The 13,420-nt window shown below is 54.5% G+C and carries 12 protein-coding genes; all 12 read left to right on the forward strand.

What is annotated here, in order from left to right:
* Positions 1-7 precede the first annotated feature (7 nt).
* The 12 genes from KZZ06_RS01760 (at position 8) to KZZ06_RS01815 (ending at position 13,416) form a co-directional block, all read left to right on the forward strand.
* Positions 8-892, forward strand: a complete 885-nt coding sequence (locus KZZ06_RS01760; protein ID WP_219578301.1) for a protein-glutamate O-methyltransferase CheR — start codon at positions 8-10, stop codon at positions 890-892.
* Entirely contained in the window at positions 879-1,265 is a 387-nt protein-coding gene (locus KZZ06_RS01765; RefSeq protein WP_219578302.1) for a response regulator, read from the forward strand. Before KZZ06_RS01760 ends, KZZ06_RS01765 begins: the two co-directional genes overlap by 14 nt.
* A complete protein-coding gene (locus KZZ06_RS01770) occupies positions 1,262-1,612 on the forward strand; it encodes a hypothetical protein (RefSeq protein ID WP_219578303.1) in 351 nt (116 codons plus the stop codon). The genes KZZ06_RS01765 and KZZ06_RS01770 overlap by 4 nt, the downstream gene beginning before the upstream one ends.
* A gap of 574 nt (positions 1,613-2,186) precedes the next feature.
* Complete coding sequence (locus tag KZZ06_RS01775; RefSeq protein WP_219578304.1) at positions 2,187-3,875, forward strand: methyl-accepting chemotaxis protein; 1,689 nt, start codon at positions 2,187-2,189, stop codon at positions 3,873-3,875.
* Positions 3,876-4,473: 598 nt separating this feature from the next.
* Positions 4,474-5,511 (forward strand): LacI family DNA-binding transcriptional regulator, encoded by a 1,038-nt coding sequence (locus tag KZZ06_RS01780; protein ID WP_257884153.1) that lies wholly within the window; start codon positions 4,474-4,476, stop codon positions 5,509-5,511.
* Between the two features lie 110 nt (positions 5,512-5,621).
* Positions 5,622-6,941: a sugar ABC transporter substrate-binding protein gene (locus KZZ06_RS01785; RefSeq protein WP_219578305.1), complete on the forward strand. Its 1,320-nt coding sequence runs from the start codon at positions 5,622-5,624 to the stop codon at positions 6,939-6,941.
* A 151-nt stretch (positions 6,942-7,092) separates the two neighbouring features.
* Positions 7,093-7,959 (forward strand): carbohydrate ABC transporter permease, encoded by an 867-nt coding sequence (locus tag KZZ06_RS01790; RefSeq protein WP_219578306.1) that lies wholly within the window; start codon positions 7,093-7,095, stop codon positions 7,957-7,959.
* Between the two features lie 16 nt (positions 7,960-7,975).
* Entirely contained in the window at positions 7,976-8,806 is an 831-nt protein-coding gene (locus KZZ06_RS01795) for a carbohydrate ABC transporter permease (RefSeq protein ID WP_219578307.1), read from the forward strand.
* Positions 8,807-8,894: 88 nt separating this feature from the next.
* Positions 8,895-9,899, forward strand: a complete 1,005-nt coding sequence (locus KZZ06_RS01800) for an ABC transporter ATP-binding protein (RefSeq protein WP_219578308.1) — start codon at positions 8,895-8,897, stop codon at positions 9,897-9,899.
* A complete protein-coding gene (locus KZZ06_RS01805; protein WP_219578309.1) occupies positions 9,896-10,669 on the forward strand; it encodes an L-iditol 2-dehydrogenase in 774 nt (257 codons plus the stop codon). The genes KZZ06_RS01800 and KZZ06_RS01805 overlap by 4 nt, the downstream gene beginning before the upstream one ends.
* A gap of 50 nt (positions 10,670-10,719) precedes the next feature.
* On the forward strand, positions 10,720-12,189 hold the full coding sequence (locus KZZ06_RS01810; RefSeq protein ID WP_219578310.1) for a mannitol dehydrogenase family protein: 1,470 nt from the start codon (positions 10,720-10,722) through the stop codon (positions 12,187-12,189).
* 210 nt (positions 12,190-12,399) lie between these two features.
* Positions 12,400-13,416, forward strand: a complete 1,017-nt coding sequence (locus tag KZZ06_RS01815) for a BMP family protein (protein ID WP_219578311.1) — start codon at positions 12,400-12,402, stop codon at positions 13,414-13,416.
* Positions 13,417-13,420: the final 4 nt, after the last annotated feature.

Genomic DNA, 13,420 nt, shown 5'->3' on the forward strand with positions numbered 1-13,420 from the left:
GATCGCAATGAGCCATGGCGAAATTCTATTGTCGACGGCTGCCTTTAACGGCATTCGCGCACTTCTTAAAAGAAAAACGGGTATTCACTTGGAGGAAAGTTCCAATAGTATGATACTTTCGCGACTTTCTTCCCGTGTTCGTCGCCAAAGGTTGCCCGATTTTGACGCGTATCTTGCGTATGTTTGTACCGATGAGGGCGCGCAAGAGCTTATTCAGATGATTAATGCATTGACTACCAATACGACGCGCTTTTTCCGTGAGCCGGGTCATTTCGATCTTCTTGAAACCGATGTGCTGCCGAAATTGATTGAAAAGGCGAAAGAAGGGGAGCGGATCAGGCTTTGGTCGGCGGCATGCTCTAGCGGTGAAGAAGCATATAGTATTGCGGCACTCGTTCTTAAGTGTTTTCCCGATGCGTTAGATTTCGATATTCGGATTTTGGGAACCGATATTGATACGAACACGTTACAGCGTGCAAAGATCGGAATTTATCCAAACGGATCAATGAATGGTGTGCAAGAGGGCTATACCGATATACTATTCGATCCGGATAGGGATGACGGCAAGGTTCACATCCGGCAACCGTTAAGAGATATGACGACATTCCGGTATTTGAATTTTGTGGAGCCGTGGCCGGTTCGTGGCCCATTTCAGGTAATTTTCTGCCGAAATGTCGCAATTTATATGGATCCGGAGACGCAATCTGGAATTTGGAAAGGTTTAGAAAACGTTTTGGATCAAGATGGTACGCTATTTATTGGCCACTCGGAAAGGATTAGCGCTGATTTGTCTCTTCAACTAGAACTGTTTGGTCCGACGTCTTTTCGCCGACCATTAAGTTTTTTGAGGCAGAGTATCAAACATATGGAGAGCGGCGATGTCACTACGTGAAACAATCAAAGTATTAGTCGCTGATGATACAAGCGTAAGCCGTGGGCTTATCTGTAATTCTCTGTATGAAATTGGGATTACAAATGTTGACGTTTGCAACTCTGGTGATGTCGCTTTTGTCAAGGCTACTCGAGAAGGATTTCACTTGGTGATTTCGGACCATAATATGCCCGGGATGTCGGGGTTAGAACTTCTGGCGAACCTGAGGTCGCAAAAAAGCACCGCGCGCATCGGCTTTATATTAATAAGTGGTGCTATGAGTAGAGATATTCTCTCAGCTGCCCAGAAATGGGGGCTGAATAACTTTCTTACTAAACCATTTGATACCGTAAAAATGAAAACATGCGTCGAAACAGTGATTGGCCGCCTATGAGCTCCGTGAAATCGACTTGGCCCGAGATTTTTCATGGTCTTGAAAATGAGCTGACTAGTATTGAACGAATGGCACGCCAGGTAGATCTGGCATTGGCGTCTACATTCATCGAGGGCGGCAAACCTACCAACGAACAAAGAGCAGTATTTCAGGAGATGGATATTCTAATACAGACAGTAGAAGACATCAGAAATTTTGCTGCACGTTTGGGTGAGCAGGTGGCCGACGGGCAGAGCGTTGAAATTGGTTACGCTCTACAAGCCCTGCGTCTTGATCGCGTTGTGAACAGTTTTAGTCAGATTGAACATGACAAAAAAACAGATCATGGGCAGGTGACGCTCTTCTGAAAGCCCCTCTCTACTATTTCTAAACTCTTTTGGCCTAATGCTGGTGGAAATGTGCGTTGGCGATGCGGGATTGCTTTTGTCCTCGATTACTGCCCGGCACAGGTCGATTGTATCGCAATCGGTGTGTCGATCTACCGAGGATATTTTAAGGAATGGGAGCTTGTAAGGCGTTGGATAAATTGGCTGATCATCCAGAAACCTTGCGAGGGGTTTACCGCGCTACAGTACGTAGATTTCTCACCTGCGCGCCGTGGGTTCTTATCAGCTTCTGTATTGTCGTAGTTATCGGACCTTTGAGTGCAATTCAATCACACTCGGGGCAGCTTGATAGGGGAGATCTGTACGTCGTCCTATCTTTCAACCCTTCCAGCAACTTCCAAGAGGATCTTGATTTGGCAGGTGGCCGGGGGCTGGGGCCGTTGCATGCGATTTTCTCACGGCTGATAACAGTGCCTCCCGACGGTCATTCACAACTTAACTTGGCGGGGTATCGGCTACTGCCTGCCAGCATGTTGGCCGATATTTGTGGCGTCTCAGTTGATTTATCGCCGCAGACGGTACGGAGTTAATGAAAATGGAAATGAATTCGTTGGCGACCTCGGTGAAAATGGTCTTTGGTCTTGCGATTGCCTTGGTACCTTGTGTTGCAATCGCTGCGATTATGGTCGGGGGCAACTATATTTGGGCGATCTCGGTTTCGTTGTGCTTTTTATTGTTGGGTGCCATTATGGCGCGCGGCCAGCGCTTGTTAACAACGATCGGTGCGGCGATGGCGCTGATTGGGCAAGCAATTGCTTTAAATGGCGCTTTTCAGGGGCATCCGTGGCAAATTGATAGCCATATGCTGTATTTTGCGTTGCTTGCGTCGTTGGTTATCCTGCGCAGTGTGCCAGCGTTGCTTTTTGCGGCAAGTGTTATCGCAATTCACCATGCGTCGCTGTCTGTATTGATGCCAACCTTGATTTACCCTTCCGGAGGGATTTGGGACAATATTGAGCGCACCTTACTTCACGCGGGAATTGTCCTGTTGGAAACCATGGCGCTTGTGATCACGGTTCAACAACTTATGCGCCTTCAAAAAGCGATGGCACTAAAGGCGGATGAGCTTTTGGCTAGCTTAGCATTGTCCGACGCTGCGCGTAGAGAGGCGCAACTCTCTCAGAAACAAGCTGAATGTGCCAAGCAGGAAGCGCAATTGGCGCAGGAAAGGGCCGAAGCAACTGTGCTTCAACTGGAGGCGGCAGAGGTGACGCGGCTGTCTGCCGAGGCTGAAAATCGCAAAATCCAGAAGGATCATATCGAACACGACCAAGCGAAGTCACAAGAGCAGGCCCAAGTTGTCGAGGCATTACGCGTGGGATTGAGGCGACTTGAGACAGGCGACTTGACTGCGCGGATTTCTAGGTCGCTGCCGAAAGAATACGACGAACTTAGGGACGGATTTAACGCCGCCGTACGCTCTCTCGAGGAAATGGTGTCCGAAGTTGCGGTGCGGTCGATGCAGATGGATGCGGAAATTCATGAAATTTCAATATCCACCAATGATTTGGCGCTTCAGACTGAGCAGCAGGCTATGACACTTGGCAGCACGTCTTTGGCGTTGGAAGCGTTGACGCGGATCGTAAAAGAAAATGCCGATAGCGTAAAAGAGGTGAACGGTTCCTCGCAAACTGCACAGCTGAGTGCCAAGCAAAGTGGAGAGATCGTATTGGATGCGTCTGTCGCGATGCAGTTGATTATGGCAGAGGCCCAAGAAATAGCGAAGATCGTAGAGGTCATTGATGCTATCTCTTTTCAGACCAACCTTCTTGCTTTGAATGCGGGGGTCGAGGCCGCGCGGGCAGGGGACGCGGGGCGCGGCTTTGCCGTTGTTGCGTCAGAGGTGCGCGCGCTTGCGCAGCGTTCAGCGGAAAGCGCAACGGATATCCGCACAATAATCAGCCGCTCAGAAGAACAGGTTGCGAATGGATCGAATAAAATTTCAGACAGCGTTTCGGCGTTGGAGAAAGTCGTGGCTGGCGTGCAGGTGATAAACGAAAAAATGGAACTTATTGCGGGCAGCACGCAACAACAAAGTGCGGAAATATCGTCGGTCAACGCGTCAGTCGGTGATTTGGGTACTGCGACCCAACGAAATGCCGCTCGGTTTGAACAAACGAACGCAGCTTGTCTAAGCTTGGCCCAAAATGCCAGCACCTTGCGGGAACTTACCGAACGCTTTCAAACTTCAAAAGCAGAAACGGGGAGTCTGCGAGTAGCTTAGAAGCGGCTGATATTACCATGCGGATGTAAGCCGTTGTTGTACCAGATTGTGGTGCGCCATTATCCAAGTTGAGTTGGAGCTGCGAACGCCACGCAGCATCCTCAATGACAGGTTTGATTGCTGAAGTGGTAGGCCGCAGGTCTGTATCGTTTATCTTGCGACCCGGGCGTGGGGGATTACGCTTTCATGATATCAAGCAGGGTGCGGGCTAATCGCCTTAGTCCGCACATGCGGCGTGCTGCCGATGGAAAACATCACCCAGTACTTTCCAGTGCAGGTCAATCTCCCCGGTGTTCATCCGCTGCGTGTCCTAATACTTGACGGGATAGGCACGGGGGATCGAAAGGTGCAGGCTTTCAGAGCGGATCTGTCCAGACCGTAGCGCCAGCGGCGCAGTTCAAAATCCAGATACTGGTCCCACTAGGTATCAACGGATTTTTACAACCCGCCCAAGGGCCGCCGCAATTTGAGAGAACATAATCCAAAGGTTCCGGGCACCACTGGTGCAATTTTCCGCGCGTTAAAATCAGGGTGGCGACATTCGCATTTCTTTACCCTAGTGTTCAGTTGATCACAGTTAAGACGAGGAATGGTGTCCATGGCAAAACCCGAGATTCATACGATGGAGGAGTTGTCGGCTGCAATTGGCGTGTCGCGGCCGACGTTGTCGCGGTATTTTCAGGACCCTACTAAGGTCAGCAAATCCTCGGTTGAGCGGATACGTCGCGGGTTGGAGAGGGTTGAGTATATCCCGAATTTCTTTGCGACGCGGATGAACAGAAAGACGACCGGGATGATCGGCGTGATCATTCCTTACCTGAATGACCTATTTTTCACACGCTTGCTTGAATCGATTGAACGCGCAGCGATGCGGGCCGGATATACTGTGATTACGCAATGCTCGCATTCAGATCCCGAGATCGAAGCGCGCGCCGCCGAGACGTTTTTGTCGATGAATGTGGACGGGGCCGTGGTGGCCCCGCTGGGAAATCACAGTGATCTTAAGGTGTATGAGAGACTGAACGCGCGGTTGCCTTTCGTGTTGATGGATTCGCGCCCTGCACGGCTGTCCGGCGTGGACTTTGTCGGCACCGATCATATCCAAAGCACTGGACTTATTACAGAATATCTGGGGCGCGTGGGCGGACCACCGGTGTTTTTGGCGATGCCACGGGTGAACTTTAACGCGCTAGAGCGCGAAGTCGCGTATATTGCGAAGATGGAGGAGCTGGGTCTTGAGCCGACTATCATCGGTGTAGACCCCCTAAATGCCGAGGGGCATTTTGAGGCGCATGGTCTGGCGGTGCTGGATCGCTATTTTTCCAAGGGTGATTTCATTAACTCTTCGATCTTGTGCGCCAATGACCGCGTGGCGATTGGCGCGTTGCGGGCTGCAGCGCATCATGGGCTAGAACCGGGCAGCTTGCGCCGCGGTGGTTTGCGAATCGCTGGTCATGATGATTACCCACTTTCCCAGTTCATGATCCCCACATTGACCACCGTTGCCCAGAATGTTGAGGCGATCGGGCAGGCTGCTGTCGACCGATTGATTGAAAAGTTGCGCGTGGAAAAGTTTCAAGCCAATCAAACGGTTCAACTTATGGACGGTGTTTTAAAGGTGCGCGACTCTGCTTGATCGCTTTTAATTGCTGCGTTGCGGCGTTTGCGCGTGAAATATTAAGTTGACGGAATGCTAATCGAGCCTCTATTCTTAACACGTGTAAAAACGTCTTTGGGAGGACAACCATGAAACTCAAGCAACTTTTGCTGACCTCTGCGGTCGGCTTTGGCCTGTCTGCTGGCATCGCAGCCGCGGATGCGCACGGCACGACCATTACAATCGCAACCGTTAACAACGGCGATATGATCCGCATGCAGGGTCTGACCGAAGATTTTAACGCCAAGCACCCCGACATCAAAGTCGAGTGGGTCACGCTGGAAGAAAACGTACTGCGTCAAAACCTGACGACAGATATTTCCACCGGCGGTGGAGCGTATGACGTGATGACGATCGGCACCTACGAAGTGCCAATCTGGGCCAATAACGGCTGGCTGGTGTCCTTGAACGAAGGCATGGCCGACGATTTCAACAAAGAAGACCTGTTGCCTGCCATCGCGGGCGGTTTGACCGTCGACGGAGAGCTATATGCATCGCCGTTTTATGGTGAATCCTCGATGGTTATGTACCGCACAGACCTGATGGAAAAAGCCGGCCTTGAAATGCCCGACGCGCCAACATGGACGTTCATCCGCGAAGCGGCAGCGGCAATGACCGACCGTGAAAACGACATCAACGGCATCTGTGTACGCGGCAAAGCGGGCTGGGGCGAGAACGGTGCTTTCCTCACTGCGATGGCTAACTCTTTCGGCGCACGCTGGTTTGACGAAGACTGGAACGCACAGTTTGACAGCCCAGAATGGGCCGCAACGCTGGATTTCTATCTGGAGATGATGAATGAATCCGGCCCAGCGGGTGCAGCAAACAACGGTTTCAACGAAAACCTGACGCTGTTCCAACAGGGCAAATGCGGCATGTGGATTGACGCAACTGTTGCGGCATCTTTCGTAACTGGCGCAGATTCAACCGTTGCGGACAAGGTCGGTTTCGCACTGGCACCGGACAACGGTCTGGGCAAGCGTGGCAACTGGCTCTGGGCATGGTCCTTGGCGATCCCGTCTTCCTCGGAAAAGCAGGACGCCGCCAAGACGTTCATTTCCTGGGCAACTGGCCCGGCCTATGCTGAACTGGTTGCGGGTAACGAAGGTTGGGCAAACGTGCCTCCGGGCACACGTACATCCTTGTACGAAAATGCCGACTACCTTGCCGCTGCCCCGTTTGCGCAGATGACATTGGATAGCATCCTGGCCGCGGACCCAACGAACCCGACTGTAAAGCCCGTGCCATACACAGGTGTCCAGTTTGTTGCGATCCCTGAATTCGCAGGTATCGCGAACCAAGTGGGTCAGCAGTTCTCGGATGCTCTTGCGGGCAACCAGACAGCCGCGCAAGCCCTTGCAAACGCACAAGAACTGACCACAGAAGAAATGGAAGCAGCCGGCTACTAAGCCGCGCTGTCGGGGCAGGCGGCGCGTTCGGCGCGCCGCCTGCCTATCTCACGCACCACGTATCTGAAGGCTGGCTTTTTCGTGAGGTCCCCGTGACCTGTCGCAAGCGCCCCCCATCTGTTCATCTCATCCAAACGTAAGGAGCTTTGTTATGGCGACAGCACATTCAAAATCCGCAGCCCGTTTCATGATCGCGCCCGCTGTTTTTGTCTTGCTGGTGTGGATGCTGATCCCGCTGTGCATGACGCTCTATTTCTCGTTTGCTGACTACCGCCCGATGCGCGGCGTGTTCGAGGCATGGATCGGGTTCGATAACTACGTGCGCTTTTTCAGCTCAAGTTCATTTATCAAATCGCTGGTGACGACCCTTTGGATGGTGGGCAGCATCTTGCTGATCACGATCACCGGCGGGGTCATGATGGCGTTGCTGTTGGACAAGCCGATGTTCGGGCAGGGGATTGTGCGTATTCTGGTGATCGCACCGTTTTTTGTGATGCCCACGGTGTCGGCGCTGGTGTGGAAAAACATGTTCTTTAACGTCGACAACGGCCTGTTTTCCTACGGGTATAAGTTCTTTGGCCTGCAACCGTATGATTTCCTGAGCCAAGCACCGCTGCTGTCGATCATCGTGATTGTTGCCTGGCAGTGGTTGCCTTTCGCGACGCTGATTTTGCTGACCGCCGTGCAATCGCTGGACAGCGAACAGCTTGAGGCGGCCGAGATGGACGGTGCCCCGGCGCTGGCGCGGTTCCGCTTTATCATTCTGCCGCATCTCAGCCGCGCGATCACCGTTGTGATCTTGATCCAAACGATCTTTCTTTTGTCGATCTTTGCGGAAATTTTTGTCACCACCAACGGCGCATTCGGGACCCGCACATTGACCTATCTGGTCTATCAGCGGGTGCTGGAAAGCCAGAACATCGGGCTTGGGTCCGCTGGTGGTATCGTCGCTGTCATCCTGGCCAACATCGTCGCGATCTTCTTGATGCGGATCGTTGGCAAGAACCTCGATAACTGAGGAAAAGGAGAGCCCAATGGCCCGCGCCATCACCACTCAGAAAAAGGTCATGTGGACCGCGCTTGCATGGGCGTTTGGCCTGATGATGTTCTTTCCGATCCTCTGGACGTTCCTGACATCGTTCAAAACCGAAGCCGCGGCAATTTCCGACCCGCCGGTGTGGTTGTTCTTTGACTGGACGTTTGAAAACTATGCCGCCGTTCAGGAACGGTCGAACTATCCCAAGGCATTGATGAATTCGATCATCATCGCGGTGGGGTCGACCTTGCTGGGCATCCTGATTGCTGTCCCTGCCGCTTGGGCGATGGCCTTTGTGCCCGGTCGCAAGACCAAGGATATCCTGCTGTGGATGTTGTCGACCAAGATGCTGCCCGCCGTTGGTGTTCTGTATCCGCTGGTGTTGCTGGCGAAATGGCTGGGCGTCATGGACAGCCGCATTTTGCTGATCGTGGTGCTGATGCTGATCAACCTGCCGATCATTGTGTGGATGCTCTACACCTATTTCCGCGAAATCCCGGGCGAGATCCTAGAGGCCGCGCGTATGGATGGTGCGGGCCTGCGGTCCGAGATCATCTATGTGCTGACGCCCATGGCGTTGCCGGGCATCGCATCGACCATATTGCTGAACATCATTCTGGCGTGGAACGAAGCCTTCTGGACGATCCTGCTGACCACGGTAAATGCAGCGCCTTTGACCGCCTTTATCGCCAGCTTTTCCGCCCCCGAAGGGTTGTTCTATGCCAAACTATCGGCGGCTTCGATGATGGCGATTGCGCCGATTTTGATCATGGGCTGGTTCAGCCAAAAGCAGCTTGTGCGCGGCCTGACTTTCGGTGCGGTCAAGTGATGTTACCACGCCATCAATTCAAATCTACGTCGGTCTGTGACCAACTTGGGGTCTGTGCCGGGCCCCACCTAACGGGAGAACTTTCATAATGGGCAAGATATCCCTGAACCAAGTCACCAAAAGCTTTGGCGATGTGCAAGTCATCCCACCGCTTGATCTTGATATCAACGAAGGTGAATTCGTGGTTTTTGTTGGCCCGTCGGGCTGCGGTAAATCCACATTGCTGCGCCTGATTGCGGGTCTCGAAGATACCACATCGGGCCATATCAGCATCGATGACCAAGACGCGACCACCTTGCCCCCCGCCAAGCGCGGCCTTGCGATGGTTTTCCAGTCTTACGCGCTTTATCCGCATATGTCGGTGCGCAAAAACATCGCCTTTCCGATGCGTATGGCGGGTGTGGACGAGGCAACGCAAAAGGCCAAAATCGACGCGGCAGCAGCGGCCTTGAACCTGACTGATTACCTTGACCGTAAGCCGGGCCAGTTGTCGGGCGGGCAGCGTCAGCGCGTGGCCATTGGCCGTGCAATCGTGCGCGAACCGGCGGCGTTTTTGTTCGATGAACCGTTGTCGAACCTTGATGCTGCCCTGCGCGTCGGTATGCGCCTCGAGATTATGGAGCTTCACAAAAAGCTCGAAACAACAATGATCTATGTGACGCATGATCAGGTCGAAGCCATGACAATGGCCGATAAGATCGTCGTGCTGCAAGCCGGTGTGATCGAACAGGTCGGATCGCCGCTCGAGCTTTATCACAGCCCGCGCAACAAATTCGTTGCGGGATTTATCGGGTCGCCCAAGATGAACCTGATCGAAGGGCCCGAGGCCGCAAAACATGACGCGACCACCATCGGTATCCGCCCCGAACACCTGACAGTTTCCAAAACCGAAGGCGCATGGAAAGGCCGCGTTGGCGTGGCCGAGCATCTTGGCTCTGACACCTTTATCCACGTGCATGACACCGGGCTGATGGACATGATGACGGTCCGCATCACCGGCGATATCGAAGCGCGCCACGGCGACACCATCTATCTGACGCCGATTGCCGATCAGATGCACCGGTTTGACGCCCAAGGTTTGCGCATCGGATGAAACGTCTGTCTGGGAAATCGGCCCTGATCACCGGGGCCGGGCGCGGCATTGGCCGTGGCTTTGCAGCGGCATTCGTCGCTGAGGGCGCGCAGGTTGCGATCGCCGATATTGATCTGGTGGCAGCGCAGGCAGCGGCCGCTGAACTGGGCGATGCTGCCTATGCCGTGCAGATCGACGTGACCGATCAGGCCAGCATTGATGCGGCGGTGGCGTCTGTGGTGTCGCAGGCGGGCAAGCTGGATATTCTGGTGAATAACGCAGCACTTTTTGATGCGGCTGAGACAGTCGGCATCACACGCGACAGTTTTGACAAGCTGTATGCGGTGAATGTGGCCGGCACGCTGTTTACCATGCAGGCCGCTGCCGCGCAGATGATCAAACAGGGCCACGGCGGCAAGATCATTAACATGGCATCCCAAGCGGGCCGCCGAGGAGAGCCGCTGGTGCTGGTCTATTGCTCGACCAAGGCGGCCGTGATCTCGATGACCCAATCGGCGGGGCTGGATTTGATCCGCCACGGCATCAACGTCAATGCCATCGCCCCCGGTGTGGTGGACGGCGCGCATTGGGATCATGTCGATGCGATGTTTGCCAAGCTGGAAAACAAGAAACCCGGTCAGAAAAAGGCCGAAGTCGCAGCAGGGGTGCCTGCGGGCCGCTTTGCTGTTCCTGCGGATTTGACAGGCATGGCGGTCTTCCTTGCGTCGCCTGACGCCAATTACATCGTGTCACAGACATATAACGTCGATGGTGGCCAGTGGATGAGCTAATCGTGTCGGTCGACCCATCCTATCCCCATCCCCTCGAACCGGAGACTTTGATGGCCCAGCCGTTAACTCTTGATACTCTCAAAGACCTGCCTTCCGACATCCGCGTCCCGTCCTATGCGCGCGCAGACCTGTCCCCGGGGATCGTTCATATTGGCCTTGGTAATTTTCACCGCGGCCATCAGGCGTGGTATTTGCACCGTCTGATGGACATGGGCCAAGCCCATGATTGGGCGATCATCGGGGCAGGTGTGCGCGCCGCCGATACAGCACAGCGTGAACGCCTGAAGACGCAGGATTACCTGTCGACCTTGATCGAACTGGACCCCAAGGGGAAATCGGCCGAGATCACCGGATCGATGATCGGTTTCGTCCCGGTCGAGGCGGATAACGCCGCGTTGATTGCGCAGATGGCCGACCCCGCGATCCGCATTGTGTCACTGACCGTGACCGAAGGCGGGCATTATCAAAACGGGGCAGGCGGGTTCGACACCGCCCATCCAGATATCATACATGACGCGGCCCATCCTGCGACGCCCAAAACCGCCTTTGGCGCGATGATTGCCGCGTTGAAACTGCGGCGCGATGCGGGCCATGGCCCTTTCACCTGCCAATCGTGTGACAACCTCCAAGGCAACGGCGCGATCCTGCGCCGCGCTGTGGTGGGTTTGGCGAAACTGTCTGACCCTGATCTGGCGGCCTGGATTGACGCGCATTGTACGTTCCCGAACGCGATGGTCGATTGCATCGTGCCCGCGACGGGGCCTGCCGAACTGGCCCTTGCCCGTGAATTTGGCGTGGTTGATCTGGCCCCTGTGACCCACGAAAATTTTCGCCAATGGGTGATCGAAGACAGCTTTTGCGCCGGTCGCCCTGATTGGGATCTTGCAGGTGCGACCTTTACCGACGATGTGCACGCCTTCGAGGCGATGAAGCTGCGCTTGTTGAACGCCGGCCATCAGATCATCGCAAACCCCGGTGAAATATTGAATATCGAAACCATATCGGGATGTATGGCGCACCCGACCATTCGCGCCTTCCTGCGCAAGGTTAGCCTGACCGAAAGCGCGCCCCATGTGGATGCCGTGCCGGGGATGAGCGCGACAGCCTATATCGATTTGATCGACACACGGTTCAGCAACCCTGAAATCCGCGACACCGTGCGCCGCGTGGCCTTTGACGGCACATCGCGCCATCCGGGGTTTGTATTGCCCATCATCCGCGACGCGCTGACGGCGGGGGCTGACATCGACGGGCTGGCCCTGGTCGAGGCGCTTTGGGCGCGGATGTGCGAGGGGACGCGTGAAGACGGGACCGAGATTATCCCCAACGATCCTTATTGGAATGACCTTCAGGTCGCAGCACAGGCGGCCAAAACCAACCCGCAAGCTTGGCTTGATCAGGCGCGGCTATATGGCGATCTGGGTCAAAATTCGGTCTTTGCAGCGGCTTTTGATCGTTGGCTCAGGGCGATTTGGGCGCAGGGCGCTACTGCTGCGATGCAACGCTACATCGACGGCTAGCCATCGGACGGCTTTGTATGTGTCGGGATGCTCAACGCGTTCTGCTTGGAATGACCTGCTGCTTGTTTTTTAGGCGGGCGGGCCATTCCGCCTAAACCCTAGCGTGTTATGCCGTCAGTAGTTTTGACCATTTGGTAGAATATAGCTTGACCGATCCATCGCTTCCAAAGCAGGCTTTGGGCAATCAAACACCAATGGGGGTCTATTACGATGGCAAAACTGAATTCTCGGATCGGTCGGCGCGGCTTTATGGCGACAACCGCTGCGGCGGCTGTACTGGCTGGAACACTTGGCGCGCCTGCCTTTGCAGCCGGGCCGATCAAGGTCGCTGGCATCTATACGGTGCCAGTTGAACAGCAATGGGTCAGCCGCATTCACAAGGCGGCGATGGCGGCCCAAACCCGTGGCGATATCGAATATGTTTATTCGGAAAATGTCAGCAATACCGACTATGCCCGCGTCATGCGTGAATATGCCGAGGCAGGGAACACCCTGATCATCGGCGAGGTTTTCGGTGCAGAGCAAGAGGCCCGCGAGGTCGCTGCCGACTACCCCGAGATCGCGTTCCTGATGGGATCAAGCTTTAAGGAAGACGCGGGTTTGACGAACTTTTCCGTCTTCGATAACTACATTCAGGACGCATCCTATCTATCTGGTATCATTGCGGGTTCCATGTCTGAAAGCGGCAATATCGGCATGGTTGGGGGCTTTCCCATCCCCGAAGTGAACCGCCTGATGCATGCCTTTATGGCGGGTGCAAAGGAAATGAACCCTGACATCAAATTCCAGGTCAGCTTTATCGGGTCGTGGTTCGATCCGCCCAAGGCCAAGGAAACTGCATTTGCGATGATCGAAAACGGGGCGGACATGCTGTACGCAGAACGTTTCGGTGTGTCTGACGCGGCCAAGGAAAAGGGCGTTCTGGCGATTGGCAACGTGATCGATACGCAGGCCGAATACCCCGAAACGGTGGTGGCCTCGGCGATCTGGAACTTTGAGCCGACCTTGGACAAGGCAATTGCCGAAGTGCAGGCAGGCACGTTCATGGCGGCGGATTACGGTATGTATTCGTTCATGAAAGAAGGCGGCACCGTGCTGGCCCCGCTGGGCACATTTGACGGTAAAGTACCCCAAGCGGCGCTTGATCTGGTCAAAAAGCGCGAGGCTGACATCATGTCAGGCGACTTCGTGGTCGAGATCAACGATTCCGAACCGACATCGTCGTAAACCC

Source organism: Sulfitobacter sp. CW3 (assembly GCF_019392245.1).
Lineage (GTDB): Bacteria > Pseudomonadota > Alphaproteobacteria > Rhodobacterales > Rhodobacteraceae > Sulfitobacter.